20 protein-coding genes are annotated in these 18,547 nt (G+C 66.7%); 10 read left to right on the forward strand and 10 right to left on the reverse strand.

Annotated elements, in window-relative coordinates:
- Positions 1 to 98 precede the first annotated feature (98 nt).
- From ACQPZ2_RS07770 to ACQPZ2_RS07785, 4 genes are all read left to right on the forward strand, one after another.
- Positions 99 to 1,322 (forward strand): hypothetical protein, encoded by a 1,224-nt coding sequence (locus ACQPZ2_RS07770; RefSeq protein WP_433524931.1) that lies wholly within the window; start codon positions 99 to 101, stop codon positions 1,320 to 1,322.
- A 116-nt stretch (positions 1,323 to 1,438) separates the two neighbouring features.
- Positions 1,439 to 3,460, forward strand: coding sequence for an ArnT family glycosyltransferase (locus ACQPZ2_RS07775; protein WP_433524932.1), 2,022 nt, complete (start codon positions 1,439 to 1,441; stop codon positions 3,458 to 3,460).
- Positions 3,461 to 3,692: 232 nt separating this feature from the next.
- Complete coding sequence (locus tag ACQPZ2_RS07780; RefSeq protein ID WP_433524933.1) at positions 3,693 to 4,265, forward strand: TetR/AcrR family transcriptional regulator; 573 nt, start codon at positions 3,693 to 3,695, stop codon at positions 4,263 to 4,265.
- 98 nt (positions 4,266 to 4,363) lie between these two features.
- Positions 4,364 to 5,404: a medium chain dehydrogenase/reductase family protein gene (locus tag ACQPZ2_RS07785; protein WP_433524934.1), complete on the forward strand. Its 1,041-nt coding sequence runs from the start codon at positions 4,364 to 4,366 to the stop codon at positions 5,402 to 5,404.
- 8 nt (positions 5,405 to 5,412) lie between these two features.
- Here ACQPZ2_RS07785 and ACQPZ2_RS07790 read toward each other — a convergent pair whose 3' ends face one another.
- Both ACQPZ2_RS07790 and ACQPZ2_RS07795 read right to left on the reverse strand, forming a co-directional pair.
- Entirely contained in the window at positions 5,413 to 5,856 is a 444-nt protein-coding gene (locus ACQPZ2_RS07790) for a hypothetical protein (protein ID WP_433524935.1), read from the reverse strand.
- 9 nt (positions 5,857 to 5,865) lie between these two features.
- Positions 5,866 to 6,528, reverse strand: a complete 663-nt coding sequence (locus ACQPZ2_RS07795) for a DJ-1/PfpI family protein (RefSeq protein ID WP_433524936.1) — start codon at positions 6,526 to 6,528, stop codon at positions 5,866 to 5,868.
- A 178-nt stretch (positions 6,529 to 6,706) separates the two neighbouring features.
- Between ACQPZ2_RS07795 and ACQPZ2_RS07800 the strand changes: the two genes are divergently transcribed.
- Complete coding sequence (locus ACQPZ2_RS07800; protein WP_433527351.1) at positions 6,707 to 7,651, forward strand: GlxA family transcriptional regulator; 945 nt, start codon at positions 6,707 to 6,709, stop codon at positions 7,649 to 7,651.
- Positions 7,652 to 7,784: 133 nt separating this feature from the next.
- Entirely contained in the window at positions 7,785 to 8,117 is a 333-nt protein-coding gene (locus tag ACQPZ2_RS07805; protein WP_433524937.1) for a hypothetical protein, read from the forward strand.
- A gap of 1 nt (position 8,118) precedes the next feature.
- On the opposite strand, the gene ACQPZ2_RS07810 is transcribed toward ACQPZ2_RS07805, so the two are convergent.
- Complete coding sequence (locus ACQPZ2_RS07810) at positions 8,119 to 8,286, reverse strand: hypothetical protein (protein ID WP_433524938.1); 168 nt, start codon at positions 8,284 to 8,286, stop codon at positions 8,119 to 8,121.
- 156 nt (positions 8,287 to 8,442) lie between these two features.
- Here ACQPZ2_RS07810 and ACQPZ2_RS07815 point away from each other — a divergent pair, with 156 nt between their 5' ends.
- Positions 8,443 to 9,210, forward strand: coding sequence for an alpha/beta fold hydrolase (locus ACQPZ2_RS07815; RefSeq protein ID WP_433524939.1), 768 nt, complete (start codon positions 8,443 to 8,445; stop codon positions 9,208 to 9,210).
- Positions 9,211 to 9,216: 6 nt separating this feature from the next.
- Here the strand turns inward: ACQPZ2_RS07815 and ACQPZ2_RS07820 are convergent, their stop codons facing one another.
- The 4 genes from ACQPZ2_RS07820 to ACQPZ2_RS07835 all read right to left on the reverse strand — a co-directional run bounded on the left by ACQPZ2_RS07820 (position 9,217) and on the right by ACQPZ2_RS07835 (position 11,763).
- Positions 9,217 to 9,708 (reverse strand): hypothetical protein, encoded by a 492-nt coding sequence (locus ACQPZ2_RS07820; RefSeq protein ID WP_433524940.1) that lies wholly within the window; start codon positions 9,706 to 9,708, stop codon positions 9,217 to 9,219.
- A 269-nt stretch (positions 9,709 to 9,977) separates the two neighbouring features.
- The gene (locus ACQPZ2_RS07825; RefSeq protein WP_433524941.1) at positions 9,978 to 10,631 is read right to left on the reverse strand and encodes a DUF305 domain-containing protein; all 654 of its coding nucleotides are present in this window, start codon (positions 10,629 to 10,631) and stop codon (positions 9,978 to 9,980) included.
- Positions 10,632 to 10,715: 84 nt separating this feature from the next.
- On the reverse strand, positions 10,716 to 11,120 hold the full coding sequence (locus ACQPZ2_RS07830; RefSeq protein ID WP_433524942.1) for a DUF6153 family protein: 405 nt from the start codon (positions 11,118 to 11,120) through the stop codon (positions 10,716 to 10,718).
- 64 nt (positions 11,121 to 11,184) lie between these two features.
- Complete coding sequence (locus ACQPZ2_RS07835) at positions 11,185 to 11,763, reverse strand: AMIN-like domain-containing (lipo)protein (protein WP_433524943.1); 579 nt, start codon at positions 11,761 to 11,763, stop codon at positions 11,185 to 11,187.
- Between the two features lie 128 nt (positions 11,764 to 11,891).
- On the opposite strand from ACQPZ2_RS07835, the gene ACQPZ2_RS07840 reads away from it, so the two are divergent.
- Together ACQPZ2_RS07840 and ACQPZ2_RS07845 are read left to right on the forward strand one after the other, a co-directional pair.
- Positions 11,892 to 13,040 carry a class I SAM-dependent methyltransferase gene (locus ACQPZ2_RS07840; protein ID WP_433524944.1) on the forward strand — a complete coding sequence of 383 codons (1,149 nt, stop codon included), beginning with the start codon at positions 11,892 to 11,894 and terminating at the stop codon, positions 13,038 to 13,040.
- Positions 13,041 to 13,234: 194 nt separating this feature from the next.
- Positions 13,235 to 14,080 (forward strand): Bax inhibitor-1/YccA family protein, encoded by an 846-nt coding sequence (locus ACQPZ2_RS07845; protein WP_433524945.1) that lies wholly within the window; start codon positions 13,235 to 13,237, stop codon positions 14,078 to 14,080.
- Positions 14,081 to 14,226: 146 nt separating this feature from the next.
- Here the strand turns inward: ACQPZ2_RS07845 and ACQPZ2_RS07850 are convergent, their stop codons facing one another.
- From ACQPZ2_RS07850 to ACQPZ2_RS07860, 3 genes are all read right to left on the reverse strand, one after another.
- Positions 14,227 to 15,447 (reverse strand): acetyl-CoA C-acetyltransferase, encoded by a 1,221-nt coding sequence (locus tag ACQPZ2_RS07850; RefSeq protein WP_063036539.1) that lies wholly within the window; start codon positions 15,445 to 15,447, stop codon positions 14,227 to 14,229.
- Positions 15,448 to 15,516: 69 nt separating this feature from the next.
- The gene (locus ACQPZ2_RS07855; protein ID WP_433524946.1) at positions 15,517 to 16,371 is read right to left on the reverse strand and encodes an SGNH/GDSL hydrolase family protein; all 855 of its coding nucleotides are present in this window, start codon (positions 16,369 to 16,371) and stop codon (positions 15,517 to 15,519) included.
- A 224-nt stretch (positions 16,372 to 16,595) separates the two neighbouring features.
- Positions 16,596 to 17,069: a hypothetical protein gene (locus ACQPZ2_RS07860; protein ID WP_433524947.1), complete on the reverse strand. Its 474-nt coding sequence runs from the start codon at positions 17,067 to 17,069 to the stop codon at positions 16,596 to 16,598.
- A gap of 94 nt (positions 17,070 to 17,163) precedes the next feature.
- On the opposite strand from ACQPZ2_RS07860, the gene ACQPZ2_RS07865 reads away from it, so the two are divergent.
- Positions 17,164 to 18,546, forward strand: a complete 1,383-nt coding sequence (locus ACQPZ2_RS07865) for a cystathionine beta-synthase (RefSeq protein WP_433524948.1) — start codon at positions 17,164 to 17,166, stop codon at positions 18,544 to 18,546.
- Position 18,547 lies beyond the last annotated feature (1 nt).

Consider the following 18,547-nt stretch of genomic DNA (forward strand, 5'->3'; position numbering starts at 1 on the left):
ATCGCCTGGTTAATAACACGGCAGCGAATGCGGAGCAAATACCCTCGGTCGGGTGGCGAGTCGCGGAAATACGAGTCGGCGGTGTCACGATGGTCCGTGTGGTCGTTCGAGAGGAACCCGAATTCATGCGCAGCACACCGCGATCGGTAATCGCACTGCTCGCCGCGGCACTGCTCGTGGTCCCTGCCTGCGGGTCCGATAACGCACCGGCGGTCGCGCGCGGCGAAGTTGTCAGCACCACGCCGGTCACGCAGTTGTCGGCGGAACAGACAACGACCTATCTGGCCAGCGCGAATATCGGCACCCCCGCGCGCAACGGCGTCGACGCCTATCGTGTCGTCTACCGAACCGTCACTGCGGAGGGCGACCCGACCACGGCGAGCGGCCTTGTCGTGCTGCCGCGCACCGAGTCGCGGCGGCTGCGCGTCGTCACCTATGAGCACGGCACGCTGGTGCTGAAAAGTGACGCGCCCTCGGTGAACGACACGCGTGCCGATCGGGCCCGCACCATCATGTTCGCCGCGGCGGGCTACGCGGCCGTCGCACCGGACTACCTCGGCCTCGGCGTAGGCCCGGGCGCGCATCCCTACACCCATGCGCCCTCGGAGGTCAGCGCGTCGGTCGATCTGCTGCGCGCCGCCCGCACCATGGCCGCCGGACAGCAGCGCGACCTCGACCCCGACGTCCTGGTCACCGGGTTCTCCCAGGGCGGTCAGGCCGCGACCGCACTGGGCAAGGCGCTACAGGGCGGTGACGCGCCCGGCTTCGGACTGGCCGCGCTGGCGCCGATCAGCGGCCCCTACGACGTTCAGCACGTCGAGACGCCCGGCGCCATCGCGGGCCGGGTCCTCCCGGCGGTCGCGGTCTTCTATCTCGCCTACTGGATCACCGCGATGAACCGGATCTACCACCTCTACGACCAGCCCGCCGCCGCCTTCCAGGAACCGATTGCCGATCGCATCGAACAACTCTTCGACGGACAGCAGAACGAGATCACCATCGGCACCGCCCTGCCCGTGCGTCCCGAAATGTTGCTGACGCCGAAGTTCCTTGCCCTGGCACAAGATCCGACCGGAACCGCGCGCGAGGCGGTGGCCGCCAGCGACGGCACCTGCGACTGGACCCCGCGCGTTCCGGTCCACCTATACGCTGCCACCGGCGATCGAAATGTGCTCTACGCCAATGCCGAACACTGTCTGCAAGCCATGCGCACCGACCGGGCCACCCTCACCGATCTCGGCGATATCGACCACTCCGCCACCGCGCGCGTCGCGCTCCCGCAAATCCTCGACTGGTTCCGACGCGAAATTCCGGCGAGCTGAACAGTTACCGCGCTGAGCGACCTGAATCTCCTGGTCACAGCGTTTAGGGGCAGGCTCACAGCGGACTGACAGGAAACGCAAAGGGGGTCCACCGGGACGGCTGTGATACTCCCCAGGTGACAGTGACCAGTGCCCCGGCGTCCCTGCCCGACACGACCCCACCAGATACGACGCCGCCCCATACGACCCCGCCCGCACCCGCGACAGCGCTGCCGCCGATCAGACGGTGGGAGCGCATCGGGCTGGCGGTGCTGCTGATCGCGACGGCGGTCGCCTATCTGTGGAATATCACCGTCAATGCCATGGGCAACAGCTTCTATGCCGCGGCGGCTTGGTCTGGTTCGCGGGACTGGAAGGCGCTGCTGTTCGGCTCGCTGGATCCCGGGAACTTCATCACGGTCGACAAGCCGCCGGTATCGCAGTGGGTGATGGGGCTTTCCGGCCAGCTGTTCGGTTTCAGCAGTGCGAGCATGTTGATACCGCAGGCACTCATGGCCGTCGCGACGGTCGCGCTGATGTACGGCGCGGTGACCAGGGCGGCGCAAAGCCGCGGCGCGGGGCTGCTCGCCGGTGCCGTCTTCGCGGTGACACCGGTGGTGGCGTTGATGTTCCGGTTCAACAATCCCGATGCGGTGATGGTCCTGCTGATGACGGCGGGCGCTTACTGCACGATCCGAGCACTGCGGCAGGCGAGTGTGCGGTGGCTGATGCTCGCCGGTGTCGCGCTCGGCTTCGCATTCCTGGCGAAGATGCTCGAGGGATTGATGGTTCTGCCCGCATTGGGCATCGCCTACCTGATCGTCGCGCCGACCAAGCTGCGTACGCGGCTGTGGCATCTGCTGGCCGCGGCGGGCGCGCTGGTCCTCTCCTCCGGCTGGTACGTGGTGCTGACCATCCTGTGGCCGGAATCCTCGCGGCCGTATCTGGCCGGATCCACGAATAACACCTTCATGGATCTGGTGCTCGGCTACAACGGCTTCGCCCGCTTCCTCGGCCGCAACCACAAGGGCGGCAACCGCTTCGAGCTGCCACCCGGCTACGAGATGCCGCACAATGCCGGAGGCGGACAAGGCTTCGGCGGGTTCGGTTCGGGTCCGGACCGGCTGTTCACCGGCGAAATCGGCTACGAGATCTCCTGGTTGCTGCCCGCGGCGATCCTCGCCTTCGTCTTGGTGCTGGCATCCCGGTGGCGCGCACCACGCACCGATCTGGTTCGTGGCGCGGCATTGACCTTCGGCCTGTGGCTGATCATCGACGGCATCGCCTTCTCGACCATGAAGGGCGGCATGCACGCGTACTACACCTTGGCGATCGGGCCCGCCGTGGCGGGAATGTTCGCACTCGGTGTGCACGAAATGTGGCGTCGCCGTGCCGACGCATTCGGTCGAATCGGCTCCGCCGCACTCATTCTTACCGCCGGTGTCTGGGCATTCGTTGTCCTGCAGCGGAATTCGGATTGGCAGCCGTGGCTGCGCTGGACGATCATCGTGCTCTCGGTGCTCGCGGCGGTCGGTCTGCTCATCGCATCGCTTCCGGCGGCCGGACGACGTCGCGCGCGGGACCGGGTGACCTCCGTGCTGGTCATCGCGGGCGTCATCGCCGGTCTGGCTGGTTCGACGGCATATGCGGTGGTGACGCTACCGCAGTCGCATACCGGCGGCGGCCCGACGGTCGGCCCGGCCAAGGCGCGCAAGCCCGATTCGCAACAGCAATCCCAGGTGGGCCGGATCATGGGCGGCAACTTCGCGGAGCCGCAAGTGGTGAACATGCTGAGCGACACCACGACCCGCTGGTCGGCGGCCGTGGACCGTTCCTCGACCGCGGCTACCCTCGAATTGGCCAGCCGCACAGCGGTTATCGCGATCGGCGGCTTCACCTCCGAGGATCCGGTGCCTACCCTCGATCAGTTCCAGGAACTGGTCCGCACTCACCAGGTCCGCTATTACCTGGCACAGGAAGTGCAACTGCCCGATTCCTGGCGCGTGCGCAACCAGGGTGATGCCGCGACCCCGGCCCCGGAAGACGAGCCGTGGCGACCGATCGGCCACAAGGACATCGGCGACTGGGTCGCCGCGCACTACCAGGCCGTCCACATCGGCAATGTCGCGGTCTACGACTTGGCCGCGACACCGAACTGAGGGTCCCCGCCGGAACCCGCCGCGCCCATGGGGCGGCGGGTTTCGGCCCGTGTCCTGCGGATCGGCTGCGCGAGATGAACATTGCCGAGACCGATTCGAAGGGGTGTCGCCGCACCGCCGACGGAATTGATCTGGTTGAAATCATTGTGCCACTTCAGATTTGGATTCGGCGCTGGTCTGAGGAGACGTGCGAATTGACAGCGGCGGGGAGAGTGAGTGTATAGTCACTCACATGAGCAGACGCGGTGTTGTCCTTTCTACGTCGGAGATCCGGCGCGATACGGTGGTCGATGCCGCGATCGCCGAATTCGCGCAGACCGGATACCACGGGACGCCCATCAATGCGGTTGCGGCGCGGGCGAATATCTCGCCCGCCTACGTATTCAAGCTGTTTCCCGGCAAGATCGCGTTGTTCATCGCGGCGCTGGACCGGTGCTACGAACTGGTGGAGCGAGCGCTGTCCGCGGGTGCCGCGCGGGTCGATGGTGCCGAACCCGATGCCATCCTGCACGAAATGGGTGCGGCGTATGCGGAGTTGATCGCCGATCGAAATCTGTTGCTGCTGCAGGTGCATGCGCAATCGGCGGTCGATATTCCAGAGGTCGCCGATGCGGTGCGTCGTGGGCTCGAGCGCGTGGCGAGCTTCGCGAAGACGCGCTCCGGTGCCGATGACGCGGCCGTGCAGCGCTTCATCGCCTACGGCCAACTCTGTCATCTCATCACCACGCTCGGGCTCGATGGTCTCGATGCCGACTGGGCGCGAATGCTGAGTGCCGGTATTCGGCACGTCGATCCGACGACGTGAGGAGTAGTTGTTTCAAACGACCGTTGCCCCTGCGGGGGCACTCTTTTTAACCATAGAGTGACTGTTCGATCACTCACTCTGCATCGAAAGGCAAACCGATGAACAGCCAGGCAACCCAGATTCTGCTGCCCGGCCCAGTCGACCCGGCGGGCTTGCAGGTCACGCACCGTGAACTGCCCGCACCGGCCGACGGTGAGGCCATGATCGCGGTCGAGGCCAGTGGCGTCTCCTTCGCCGAACAGCAGATGCGCCGCGCGAAGTACTACGACCAGCCGCCCTTCCCGTTCGTGCCCGGCTATGACCTGGTCGGCACGGTGACCGCGATCGGACCCGGCGTGGATCCGGCACTGCTCGGCCGACGCGTCGCCGCACTGACCAAGATCGGTGGTTGGTCGAGTCATATCGTGCTGGCCGCCGCGGATCTGGTTCCGGTGCCCGATGGCCTGGATCCCGCCGCGGCCGAGACCTTCGTCGTGAACGGTATTACCGCATGGCAGATGCTGCATCGCATCGCCAAGGTTCGCGCAGGTCAGACCATTCTGGTGCACGGCGCCAACGGCGGCGTCGGCTCGACGCTGGTGCAACTGGCCCGCCACGCGGGTATCCGGGTGATCGGCACGGCGTCCGCACGGCATGCCGATGCGGTCGCGGCATTGGGCGCGGAGGCGATCGACTACCGCGGCGATGTGGTGGCACAGGTTCGAGCGCTTGCGCCGGGCGGGGTCGACGCTGCGTTCGATCATGTCGGTGGGCCCGGGATCGTCGATTCGTTCCGCCTGCTCACATCGCACGGCACGCTGGTCTCCTACGGCACCGCGTCCACCAAAGACGATCCGGGCAACTCGCGCCTCCCGGTGCTCGCGCTGGTGGGCCGATTGATTTGGTGGAACCTATTGCCCAACAAGCGGAATGCGCACTTCTTCAATATCTGGTCGGGCCAGCGCAACCGCACCCGGTTCCGCGCCGCGATCGCCGCGGATCTCGGCGCGGTATTCGAGCTGGCCGCGGCGGGCAGCCTGCGTGCGCAGGTGGCCGCTCGTATTCCGTTGACCGAGGCCGCCCGCGCGATGGAGCTCGCCGAATCCGGCACCGTCACCGGAAAAGTCGTCCTCGTGCCCGGAAACCCACTGCCGCACTGAATCTTTGGTCACGCCCCGGTCGTCGAGCCGGGGCGGACGATCATCAGGACGGTGACCACGGCCCACAGGAGGTTGAAGATGCCGGTGAGCATGGCCAATTGGGCGGTGGCGGGGATGGTCTGCGGCAAGGCGGCGAGGATACGGGATTGGTCGGGCAGGATCGCCAGCGCGAGGATTCCGGCGGCCACACCGGTCAGGGCAATGGATACGGTGAGCCAGGTATCGGTGAGGACACCGAGGCCTGCGGCGGTGGCCAGCCCGAAGACCGGAACGGCGATGCCGATGGTGGCGTAGACGCGGCAGATGCGATGCAGGTTGCGTGCGATGGCCAAGCGATGTGGGTCGGTCTGGACCTGGCGGACGGTGGCGGGAAACATGCTGGCCGCCACCGTTACCGGGCCGATGGCGATAATTGCCGCCAGAACATGCAGGGAGAGTAGAAGTTTCGTCACGTGCGGCGCTCAGATAGCGATGGCGGGGACGTGGCCCGTGTTGCGCCAGACCGTGCCGCGGCGCTCATGGGCGATGAGCTTCTCCACCGCATTCGCGATGCGCGGCCCCAATTCGCGTTCCACCAGATACAGGCCGAGGTCGAGGCCGGAGGTGACGCTGGCGCCGGAGATCAGGTCGCCGTCGTCGACCACGCGGGCATCGATGGCATCGACGCCGGTGGTGGTGAGGGTGTCCATCGCGAGGCGATGTGTTGTCGCGGAACGCCCTTTGATCAGGCCCGCCATTGCGAGGAGCAGGGAGCCGCCGCATACCGTGGCCACAGTCGTATCCGTGCGCTCGACTGCTTCTCGCAGTAGGGCGGGCAGATCGGTACCCAGGCTGCGGGCGAGAATCATCGGAATGGTGTCCGGCCGTTGATCATTCGGCCCATCGGGTAGGTTGCCGGCCGCGCCTGGGATCACGACGAGGTCCGCGCGATCCGGATCCAGTCGGGCGGTGGCGTCGAGTGAGATCGCGGGGATGCCGCTCGGCACCCGGCGCGCGCCCTCGGCGGAGACGAATTCGATCGTTGATTCGCTGTCGGTAAGGAGATGTCCGGCATCGAGCACCTCGAACGGTGCGATGACATCAAGCGGATCGAATCCGTCGAATAGTACGAACTGGGCGAGCACCGTGTCAGCTCCTTCATCTTGTCGGTGCTGCCGACGGTAATGATCGCCGAGCGGTGCCGGAACTGGCGGAATTGCCATATGTCAACGGATTCTCGCCAGGTGCTCTGAACTGCAAGGATTGGCAATGCCACAGGTCACAGCCATTGGCGGGAACCTCGCGATCACCTACGGTATCGGCATGCACACCGTGGCCGTTCTCGCGCTGGACCAGGTCCTGCCCTTCGACTTGTCCACGCCGATCGAATCCTTCACCCGCAGCCGCCTACCCGACGGCCGACCCGCCTACCGGGTTCGCGTCTGCGCGGCCACGCCGACGGTCGAGACCGAACTGTTCACCATCAAGGCGCGTTGGGGGCTGGAGGCACTGGCCGAGGCCGACACGATCGTGCTTCCCGGCTGCGCGGACCCCACCGTCGCGGTCCCGGACGAGGTCATCGAGGCACTGCGCGCGGCGGCGGCCAACGGCACCCGCATCGCCTCGATCTGCGTCGGCGCATTCATCCTCGCCGCCACCGGTCTGCTCGACGGGCGGCGCGCCACCACACACTGGATCGCCGCCCCGACCCTCGCCGCCCGCTATCCCGCCATCGATGTCGACCCCGACGTGCTCTACGTCGACAACGGACAATTCCTTACCTCCGCCGGTGCCGCCGCCGGAATCGACCTGTGCCTGCACATGATTCGCCGTGATCACGGTTCCGCGGTGGCCGCGGACGCCGCCCGACTCGCGGTCATGCCATTGGAACGCGAAGGGGGACAGGCGCAATTCATCGTGCACGACCAGCCGCCGACCCCGCAGGGTGCGTCGATGGAACCGCTGCTGCGCTGGCTGGAGGAGCACGCCGCGAACGCTCTCACCCTGGAAGATGTCGCGGCTCGAGCCGGTATGAGTCCGCGCACGCTCAACCGCCGCTTCCGCGAACAGACCGGCACCACCCCGCTGCAATGGCTGCACCGCGCCCGCATTCGCCAAGCCCAATACCTGCTCGAAGCCACCGACCATCCGGTCGACCGCATCGCCAGCCAGGTCGGGTTCGGTTCGCCCACCGCCTTCCGCGACCGCTTCAAACGGGTGGTCGGCACCAGCCCGCACACCTACCGAACCGCCTTCCGGAGTCGCTGACTTCATGAGGTTGCCATCCGTCTGCTCGTGCCATCGGCTGGCCCGCCTGCCTGTTTCGGATCGTCACATCGGGGGCACCTTATAGGCATCAGGCATAAGCACCCAGCCTGACAGCGAAATGTGAGGTACCACCATGACAGCGGAAGGGCCGTGGGAGATTCCCCCGCTCGACGACGCTCCGGATATCGCCCGCGCGACCGAGCCGCAGCCGGGAATTACCTTGGCGGACGCCAGAAATTGGCCCGGGTTCGTCCTGCTGATCATCGGCGGACTCGTCGCCATCGTCGCCGCGGTGATCGGGGCGGTCGGCTTTCCGGGCACCGCGTTCATCTTCGCGCTCGTCGCCGTCGCCGCCTCGCTGACCGGTATCGCCCTCGTGCTCTTCGAGCGGCGCGGCCGCCGTCCACAGCCGCGCACCCCGGAGCAGCCCGCCCCCTGGCAGCCGACCGTCCCGCCCGGCGCTTGATTCATCCCTGACACAGCTCCTTGGCAACCATCGCCGCCGTCGGCAGCTGCCGTATTTCGTCGCTCAGCGCCGTGGCCGCGCGTCGGGCGGTATCCTCGCTCAACAGCGATTCGACACCGTGCCTGACGCGCTCGGGCGAGATCAGATCCGGCGAAACCGCCTGTGCCACACCGGCGTTTCGGCAGGCTCATCGAGGACGCGGCTGGAGCGCCGCTGATGCCGAGGCGTGGGTCGCAGATACGCTGGCGCAATTGCTGCTCGCACCGACACTGTGAGGAGTAGATATGAGGGCATCGCGTAGCGATTCGACAGGGGTGGTGGTCGGGTGACGGGTGGGCCCGAGATCGACCTGCATGTACACAGTTGGGGTGCCGGTCCGCCGGTGGTGCTCGTGCACGGCGGGATCCTCGGTGGACGCGAGACCTGGCGGGGACAACGGCCGCTCACCGAGCGGTGGACCCTGCTCGCGCCGGATCGGCCCGGTCACGGCGAAACTCCCGCTGCCAGACAGGATTTCGAGCCGGAAGCCAGGCTCGTCGCCGACCAGCTCCTGGACCGGCCGGTGCACTTGGTCGGTTTCTCCTACGGCGGACTGGTCTCGCTGTACGCTGCCGCGCTGCGGCCGGAGCACATCCGATCGCTCACCGTCGTCGAACCGCCGCTGTTCGCCGTCGCGAGGGGCAATCCGGAAGTCGATGCCACGAGTAAGGTGACGCGCGACATCATCGAGGACACGTCGGCCTCGCCGGAAGCCGGTTTGGCGCGATTCTTCCCGGTCGCGGGCGTGCCCATAACGCTGAGCGACCCCATCCCGCAGGTGCTACTGGACGGCATGCGGCAACTACAGGGTGCGCGCCCGCCGGACGAAGCGGAACCGCCGCTGGACGCGTTGCGCGCCGCCTCCTTTCCGATCCTGGTCGTCTCGGGCGGTGACCGGCCGGTCTACGAGGCGATCTGCGACGCGCTCGCCGAGCGCACCGACGCCGAGCGCGCCGTCTGCCCCGGTATGGGGCATCTGGTGCCCGACACCGGCGCCCCGTTCAACGAACTGCTCGAAGACTTCTTCAACCGTGCCGACGGGAACGCGAAATAGACTGTGTCAGTGGGCTTTACAGGCGTCCTCGGCGACGTTCTTGGTGGCGTTGAACTTGTCGATCGCGGCGTTGAGGGTATCGGTCGGCGCGCGCCGGTCGAGCGTGTCGGCCAGGGCGTTGGTGTCGTCGCGGTAACTGCGCAGCGGGCCGGCGACGGCCAACGGCACGTCGGAGGTCACCTTCGAGTCGATGGTCCGGGCGTTGTTGCGCAGCGCGGTGACGGCGTCATTGGCCTTGGCGTTGGTCTCCGGATCGTTGACGCCCTTGTTGTTGCTCGCGTCGATGTAATCGTTGAAGCTCCGGATCGAGCTGCTGTTCGCGCTGGTGAAGGTGTCGCAGGCGGTGCCCGCCGCACGTTCGGCCGCCGCCGCGCGGGAGGAGGACGCGGCCACCGACGACGCCGTGACCTCAGAGGCGTATGCGGCCAGTTCGGTCTGGTTGACCTGCGCGCTGCCGTTGATCTGTTTCGAGCACGCGCCGATGGTCAGAACACCCACCGCGGTCGCTGCCGCCGCGGCGACGAGGCCCGTCCGCTCTAGTCGTCGCATGTCGGTTCCCCTCTTCCCCTCCGAACATCCGGCCGCTGGAGGAGCGTAGGAAGCCGGACGTAAAGACCGTACTTGTTCGCGACCGTCGACGTCAGCCGACCGAACCGATATCGATGACCAACCGATATCGAACGGCCGAAAAAGCGCTGGTCAGAACCGCGTGGTCGGTGCGGAGCACACCGGAACGCGATGGTCCCGGTGTGCTCCGCGACGCGGTGTCAGCGCTGGCCGAGCAACCCGCGCATGGTGCCGATTTCGGCCTGCTGGGCGGCGACGACGGCGGTGGCGAGAGCCTTCGCGTCCGGATTGACGCCGCCGGTGAGTTCGGTGTTCGACATGGCGATCGCTCCCGTGTGGTGCTCGATCATCAGCTCGAGCCACTGCCGGTCGAAGTCGGCGCCGGAAGCCGCTGCCAGCTTGTTCATCTGCTCGTTCGACATCATGCCGGGCATTGTGGTCGTGCCGGGCATATTCATGCTGGTCGTCATCTCCATGTTGTGCCCGCCATGGCCGGAACTGGTGGGCGCGGGCTTACCGAAGCTCTCCAGCAACTTGGTGATCTGTTCCATCTCCGGTGACTGCGCCTTCTCGATATCCGCGGCGAGCGCGCGCACCTGCTCGTTCCGAGTGCGGCTCGGCACCAGCCGCGCCATCTCGACCGCCTGCGCGTGGTGCGGGTACATCATCTGCAGGAAGGTCACGTCCGCGTCGTTGAAATCGCTTCGGGCAGCGGGCTTTCCGGAGCTCGCCGACGCGGAGCCGTGATCCGTCCCCGGCATGGAGTCGTCATTGCCACAACCTCCGGCGAAAAGCGCGGCGGCGGTGGACATTGCGGCAATGGCGCCGGTGATTCGGCTACGGGTGCTGAACATGTCTGTGCTCCTGAGGAATTGCGAATGAACGGTTTTTCGGGCAGGTTGCAGCCGCGTCCGTTGTTACGGGCGCGGTGGGGTCTGTCAGATCCGCAGAATCGACAATTCGGCCAGGGACAGCACGGTCCACGGTGGTGCGCGTTCGCGTATCGGCCGCCACTGGCGCGTTTTCGACGTACCGCCACCCGGTCGATCGAGGGTGATCCAGTAGAGCAGGACGAACATCAGGGCGACCGCGACGGCGGTCAGGATGAAAACGCAGGCGTGCATGCCGCCGTGTGCGTGGCCGCAACCGTCATCGGTGCAGTCCGGTTCGGCGGCAGCGTTGTGGTCGACGGGCAGTGCCATCGTCGCCATCGTGTGGTGGTCATGGGCGGGAGCGACCGCGAAAACTCCGGCGTGCATGGCGACAATGCCTGCGAGCAGCACCAATACGCCGAGCACCCGGACGAGTCCGGTGGTGCGCGAAGGCGGCTGCGGTTCGACCACAGCGTCATTCTAGAGAGCGCCCCGGCGTCGCCGGCTGATACCCCGTGGCCGTATCGGGCACCGGCTAGGTATTCGCGATATCGATGACCAGCCGAGTGGGATTGGTCAGGGTGCTGACCTCGAAGGCCGGACGATCGGTATTCACCCCGATGAACGATTGGGTCGTGCCCTCGAAGACCCCGCTCCGGTACACCCCCGCGACTACCGGCGCACTGGGATCGGTGGCCGGATCGGGACCCGAATACGGCGTCACGCCATTGTCGAACGGATACGCCGACCCGGTGATCTGGACCTCCAGAATCGAGCGGCCCGCGACATCGACGACCTTGCCGCTGGCGTCCTGGACGGCCTGCTCGGTGTACTGCACGATCCAGCCGGGCGTGCCCGCACCGCCGAGTTCGTAGACCACGCGATCGAAGCCCGCATGGTGCCCGATCCGGATGCCGGACACGGTCAGGCCCGCGTCGGTGGACGGGGTCCCGCGCTTGGGCCCCGCATCGCGCGGTGCGGTGTCGGGTGCATCGGTGAAGGTGCCGGTCGTGGTCGGCGCGGTGGTCGTGGTATTCGAGCTGGACCCGCCGTCGCCGCAGCCGACGAGCACCGTCGCCACGGCGGCGACCAACAGCACCATCCTGTTACGCATGTGGCTGATGGTATTGGCCGCGGTTCACGCCGTCGGGCATTTGCGATGACCCGGTGTTTGGCACCGGAGTGTCGCAGACATGCCGGGGTGGACGCGATCCATCGGCAACGATCTAGCACACTTGAGGTGTGGAAGATGTCGAGGACGTACTTGGCCGGCTGCGGCGGTACCCGGATGTGGAGGCGCTGAACCTCTACGCCGTCGATGCCGCCGACCGGCTGATTCTCGACGTCGCCGCCGAGGCCATCGATACCGCTGGCAGCGGCCGGATCGCGGTGATCGGCGACGCCTACGGCGCGCTCACCCTCGGCGCGATCGCCGGACACGATCTGTGCGATATCCGTGTCCATCAGGACCTGCTCACCGGCGAACTCGCGTTGGCCAACAATGCCCGCGCGCTCGGTCTCGCGGATCGCTATACCGCACACGCGCTTTCCAAAGAATTGCTCGCCGACGCCGAGGTCGTGCTGCTGCGACTACCGCGCATGCTCGCCGGACTGACCGAGGTCGCCGATGCCATCGCCCGCTACGCGGATCCCGAGGTGACCGTATTCGCGGGCGGGCGCGACAAATATCTGACCAAGTCCATGAACGATGTACTGGCCGAATCGTTCTCGCAGGTGCGCGCGAGCCGGGGTCGGCAGAAGTCCCGCACGCTATTGGTGAGTGGGCCGAAACCGGTTGCCGCGCCGCCGTTTCCGGTGCGCGAGCGGATCGACGATATCGATATCGACGTGGTCGCGCACGGCGCCGCGTTCTCCGGCGCCAAATTGGATATCGGAACCCGATTCCTGTTGCAGCACTTCAAGTGGATGAAGCCCGATGCCCGCGATGCCATCGATCTCGGTTGCGGTACCGGCATTCTGGCGGTCGCGCTGGCCAAGGCCCGGCCAGGCATCCGGGTGGTCGGCACCGATCAGTCGGCCGCCGCGGTGGCGTCGGCGCGGGCGACCGCGGTGGTCAACGAGGTCGCCGATCGAGTGACCGTGGTGCGCGACGACGCCATGTCCTGCGCCGCCGACAACAGCGCCGATCTGGTGCTGTGCAATCCGCCGTTCCATGTCGGCGCCGCCGTGCACACCGGATCGGCGATCAAGATGTTCGCCGAAACCGGTCGAGTGCTGCGTCCCGGCGGTGAACTGTGGACGGTTTACAACTCACATCTGAACTATCGCGGCGTGGTCCAGCGGATGGTCGGCCAGACCGAGGTGATCGGTCGCAATCGGAAATTCACGGTGACGCGATCCGTGCGTGGACTGCGCGACGTTCAGCGGTAGTAGAGTCCGAATTGTCCGTACCGAAGGGTCGCTCGGGAACTCGGCCGGGTCGATACACGTTGGACAACCTAGTTGGATATCGAGCGACCGGCTCGCATGAGACGGCTCGGGACTGATCTTTTCGAGCGACCTGCAAGCAGTCGCTAGCGGCCGGCCACGGCGACGTGAGCCACAACTCCAGAAAGGCATCGACGTTGCGTACCACTAGCAATCCGGTTTTCAGACAGCTGCCTCGGCAAGAGGGCAGTGGCTATGCCAACTTCGGATCAGGGGTGGCGGGCGCGGGCCAGATGACCCAGCAGGCCGGTCAGTACCCGCAGTACCCCCAGTATCAGCAGGCCCCGGCCACCCGGGCCATGACCATCGACGATGTGGTCACCAAGACCGCCATCACCCTCGGTGTGCTCGCGCTGTCGGCGATCATCTCCTACGGCCTGACCGACGCGAACAATGCGCTGGCACCGCTGTTCGTCTACGGCAGTGGCCTGATCGGCTTCGTGCTGGTGCTGGTCGCGGGCTTCGCCAGGAAGATGGACAATCCGGTCGTCGTGCTCTCGTACGCGGTGTTCGAAGGTCTGTTCGTCGGCGCGTTCTCGTTCATCTTCACGAACATCGAATTCGGCGGCGTCGGCGGTAAACCGCTGATCGCGCAGGCCGTACTCGGCACTTTCGGCGTCTTCGCGGGCATGCTGGTGGTCTATAAGACCGGCGCGATCCGCGTCACCCCGCGCTTCACCCGGATGATCTTCGGCGCGATCGTCGGCATTCTGGTCCTGATCGTCGGCAACCTGATCGCAAGCTTCTTCATCGACGGCGGCCTCGGCCTGCGTGACGGCGGCCCCCTCGCCATCATCTTCAGTCTGGTCGTGATCGCGGTCGCGGCCTTCAGCTTCCTGGTCGACTTCGACGCCGCCGACCAGCTCATCCGCGCCCAGGCCCCGGAGAAGGCCGCCTGGGGCGTCGCCCTCGGCCTGACAGTCACCCTGGTCTGGCTCTACACCGAAATCCTGCGCCTGCTGAGCTACTTCAACAACGATTAGTGATTCGACCGAGAACGGCTCCCTTCCCGATCGGGAAGGGAGCCGTTCTTTGCGAGGCTCAACCGATGAAACATCGACCGGCTTCCTATCAGGCCGGATAGGGAGCCGGTCAACGGTTTTCGTGGGTCGCCCCGAGGGCCCGGAAGCTAGCTGAGACGCTCGATGACCATGGCCATGCCCTGGCCGCCGCCGACGCACATGGTCTCCAGGCCGAACTGCTTGTCGTGGGTCTGGAGGTTGTTGATGAGGGTGGCGGTGATGCGGGCGCCGGTCATGCCGAACGGGTGGCCGAGGGCGATGGCGCCACCGGACACGTTCAGCTTGTCGAGGTCCATATTCAGCTCACGGGCGGAACCGAGGACCTGGACGGCGAATGCCTCGTTGATCTCGTACAGGTCGAGGTCGTCGATGGTCATCTTGGCGGTCTTCAGGGTCTTGCGGACTGCCTCGATCGGGCCGAGGCCCATGATCTCGGGGGACAGCCCGGAGACGCCGGTGGCGACAATGCGCGCCAGCGGGGTCAGGCCCAGTTCCTTGGCCTTGGTGTCGCTCATGACGACCAGCGCGGCAGCACCGTCGTTGAGCGGACAGGCGTTACCGGCGGTAATGGTGCCGTCCGGGCGGAACACCGGCTTGAGCTGCGAGATCTTCTCGTAGGTTGTGCCGGCGCGCGGGCCGTCGTCGGTGGTGACGATGGTGCCGTCGGGCAGGGTCACCGGGGTGATCTCCCGTTCGAAGAACCCGGCCTTGATGGCCTCCTCGGCGCGGTTCTGCGAGCGCACGCCCCAATGGTCCTGGTCTTCACGGGTGATGCCGGTGTACTGGGCGACGTTCTCGGCGGTCTGGCCCATGGCGATGTAGACGTCGGGCAGGATGCCCGCCGCACGCGGATCGGTCCACAGGTCGGCGCCGCCTTCGGCGCGCTTGGCGGTGCGGGCCTCGGCCTCGGCGAACTCCGGGTTGTGGGTGTCCGGCCAGCCGTCTGCGGTGCCCTTCGGGAACCGCGACACGGTCTCGACACCGGCGGAGATGAACACGTCGCCCTCACCGGCCTTGATGGCGTGGAAGGCCATCCGGGTGGTCTGCAGCGAGGAGGAGCAGTAGCGGTTCAGGGTGACGCCGGGCAGGGTGTCGTAGCCGAGTTGCACGGCCACGTTGCGGGCCATGTTGAAACCGCCCTCACCGGCGGGCTGGCCGCAGCCCAGGATCAGATCGTCGATCTGGGTGGGGTCGAGGCCGGGAACCTTGTCCAGGGCCGCGCGGACCATCTGGGCCGCGAGGTCATCCGGCCGCATGCTCACCAGCGAGCCCTTTCCGGCGCGGCCGATCGGCGAGCGAGCATAGGAAACGATGACGGCCTCGGGCATGAGGACTCCTTTGTTGGACGGTCATTGTGCGTCCGGACGGTGTCCGAAACGCGGTCTTCGAACCGTTTGTTACTTGTGCGTTCGAATCGAATCTACGTCGCGTCCTGTTGGGCGGGAACCGGGGGTCGTCTCCTCGAGTGCCTCGATCAGGACCGGGAGCAGCAGCGCGGCCGCCCGTTCGTAACCCGCCGCCGAGGGGTGGAATCCGTCCTCGGAGAACAGCTGCTCGGGTGCCGCACGGAACTCCGAGGCGAGCCGGTCACCCATTGCCACCGGGATGCCACCGGCCATCGTGGTCGCGACCGATTGGGCCCGCGCCAAGCGGATGCTCCAGTTACGGACCACCGTCCGCAGCGGCTGCGGAATTGCCACGACGGTGCCGAGATTCGGGCAGGTGCCGACCACCACGATGCTGTCGGCACGGCGCAGGCGGGCCACCGCGGCGGCGAGCCGGTGCGCGGAGGCGCGGATGGAGTGCTTCTTGGTGACGTCGTTGGCCCCGATGAGGATGACCGCGGCATCCGGCGGCGGTCCGGCGACGAACATCGCGTCGACCTGTCCGGCCAGCCCCTTCGAGGTCGCACCGGATATGGCCTTGGTACTCAACCGGATTCGCTGTCCGGTGGTCTCGGCGAGGCCGCGTGCAATGCGCACGCCGAGGACTTCCTCAGGTGATACGCAGCCGACTCCGGCCGCGGTCGAATCGCCGAAGATCATCAGGTGTACGTCGGCATGCAGCCCGGTGCGCCACGGCTGCGGCGCGAGGCAGCCCGCGGTGTAGATCCCGTCGGCTTCGGGCGGTTTCGACGTATCACGCCCGATGACCCCGCGCGCGACACCGGCCTGTGCCATGAGCAGCCGATAGGTCGCCCACCATGCGGTCCCGGCGCCGGAACCGGCCAATACAGTTGCGGCACCCGTCACTGCCGCGGTCTTCCATGCTGCCCCGCCTCCCCGCACCTTTTGCCGGTCGTTGGGAGTCACGGTAGTTGCGTTCCGGGCCGGCGGTTCGGTACGCCACAGCTTCTGGGCGTGCCCGATGAGTTACCCATGTACATACGAAATCAGTTGTTGCGTTCGGAGGCAATATGAGATGAGCCGCCACGCTCGGGCTCTGCAGTAGCCAGGGAGCAGACTTGTTGCGCGGCTCAGGCGGGCGGGTCGCCGGGAACGTCGAACCACCCGTGCGCGGGGACGCTCGCGGTGTCGGTGCTGACGGTGACCTCGACGCGTCCCGGACCGGTGTCCTGGAACAGGGCGTACTGAATGCTGCCGTAGAGGCCGGTGACCACGTTGTTGTCGTAGCTGCCCGTCGCGCCGGTATTCAGATTGCGCCACGCGACGGTGGTGCGGACCTCACACAGCGGAGCGAGCGGATAGTCACCGGGTCCGAGACCCAGCGCAGGATCCGCGCGCACATTGAGAACGGCCCGGCCCGGCCACTGCGCACTGGTGTCGGCCCAGGTGCGGATGGTCGTCCAGCAGAGGCCACCGTGCGCCAGTGTCGGCACCTGCGGGAACTGAACTGTCGCGGCCTGGGCGGGGGCGGCCCCGACGACTCCGGCGGCCACTGCCGCTCCGGCCAGAACTGTCGCGGCGCGAGCGATGTTCGGCTGCTTCATATTTGCGATCCTAGGGAAGTGATCGCCGTCATGTGCGATTTGTCGGGCTGGACGCGCGCGCACGGATACCGACCCCTTCTGCAACGATAGGGGCATGCGCATCGCTGATCACGTCGTTGACCTCATCGGCAATACGCCGCTGGTTCGATTGAACTCGGTGGTGGGCCCCAATGCAGGCATTGTCGCGGCCAAGATCGAATATCTGAATCCGGGCGGTAGCTCCAAGGACCGCATCGCCGTGAAGATGATCGAGGCGGCCGAGGCCTCCGGCGCGCTGCGGCCGGGCGGCACCATTGTCGAGCCGACCTCCGGCAATACCGGTGTCGGGCTCGCGCTGGTCGCGCAGCAGCGCGGCTACCAGTGCGTGTTCGTCTGCCCGGACAAGGTCAGTGAGGACAAGCGCAACGTGCTGCGCGCGTATGGCGCCGAAGTCGTGGTGTGCCCGACCGCGGTGCCCCCGGACCACCCGGACAGCTACTACAGCGTCTCGGACCGGCTGGTCCGCGAGATCGATGGCGCGTGGAAGCCGGACCAGTACTCCAACCCGGGCGGCCCGGACAGCCACTACGAGACCACCGGCCCGGAGATCTGGCGCGATACCGACGGCAAGGTCACCCATTTCGTGGCCGGTGTCGGTACCGGCGGCACCATCACCGGCGCCGGTCGGTATCTGAAGGAAGTCTCCGGCGGCAAGGTGCAGATCGTCGGCGCCGATCCCGAGGGTTCGGTGTACTCGGGCGGCACCGGTCGGCCGTATCTGGTCGAGGGCGTCGGTGAGGACTTCTGGCCCTCGGCCTATGACCCGGCCGTGCCGGACGAGATCATCGCCGTCTCCGATGCCGACTCGTTCGATATGACCCGCAGGCTCGCGCGCGAGGAGGGGCTGCTGGTCGGCGGCTCCTGCGGTATGGCGGTGATCGCGGCCATCGAGGTCGCCCGGCGCGATCCGGACGCAATCGTGGTCGTACTGCTGCCCGACGGCGGCCGCGGCTACCTGTCGAAGATCTTCAACGACCAGTGGATGAGCTCCTACGGCTTCCTGCGTGATCGGATGGACGGCGCGGCGGAGCCGCTGGTCGGCGATGTGCTGCGCGGCAAGTCGGGTGCGCTGCCGGATCTGGTGCACACCCACCCGTCGGAGACCCTGCGCGATGCGATCGAGATCCTGCGCGAGTACGGGGTTTCACAGATGCCGGTCGTCGGCGCCGAGCCGCCGGTGATGGCGGGCGAGGTCGCGGGCAGCGTGACCGAGCGTGACCTGCTGTCGGCGGTCTTCGAAGGCCGTGCGCACCTGACGGATTCGGTCGCCAAGCACATGAGCCCGTCGTTCCCGCTGATCGGCTCGGGCGAGCCCATTTCGGCAGCGACCAAGGCGCTGTCGGATACCGATGCGTTGATGGTGGTCGAGGACGGCAAGCCCGTCGGTGTGATCACTCGCCACGATCTGCTCGGATTCCTGAGCACGGGCTCTATCTGAG

Source organism: Nocardia pseudovaccinii (assembly GCF_050942345.1).
GTDB lineage: Bacteria > Actinomycetota > Actinomycetes > Mycobacteriales > Mycobacteriaceae > Nocardia > Nocardia pseudovaccinii.

Coding starts and splice junctions, on each gene's coding strand:
- ACQPZ2_RS07780 (WP_433524933.1), top strand. CDS start 3,693: ATGAGCAGACGCGGTGTTGTCCTTTCTACGTCGGAGATCCGGCGCGAT.
- ACQPZ2_RS07785 (WP_433524934.1), top strand. CDS start 4,364: ATGAACAGCCAGGCAACCCAGATTCTGCTGCCCGGCCCAGTCGACCCG.
- ACQPZ2_RS07800 (WP_433527351.1), top strand. CDS start 6,707: ATGCACACCGTGGCCGTTCTCGCGCTGGACCAGGTCCTGCCCTTCGAC.
- ACQPZ2_RS07805 (WP_433524937.1), top strand. CDS start 7,785: ATGACAGCGGAAGGGCCGTGGGAGATTCCCCCGCTCGACGACGCTCCG.
- ACQPZ2_RS07825 (WP_433524941.1), bottom strand. CDS start 10,631: ATGTTCAGCACCCGTAGCCGAATCACCGGCGCCATTGCCGCAATGTCC.
- ACQPZ2_RS07835 (WP_433524943.1), bottom strand. CDS start 11,763: ATGCGTAACAGGATGGTGCTGTTGGTCGCCGCCGTGGCGACGGTGCTC.
- ACQPZ2_RS07850 (WP_063036539.1), bottom strand. CDS start 15,447: ATGCCCGAGGCCGTCATCGTTTCCTATGCTCGCTCGCCGATCGGCCGC.
- ACQPZ2_RS07860 (WP_433524947.1), bottom strand. CDS start 17,069: ATGAAGCAGCCGAACATCGCTCGCGCCGCGACAGTTCTGGCCGGAGCG.
- ACQPZ2_RS07865 (WP_433524948.1), top strand. CDS start 17,164: ATGCGCATCGCTGATCACGTCGTTGACCTCATCGGCAATACGCCGCTG.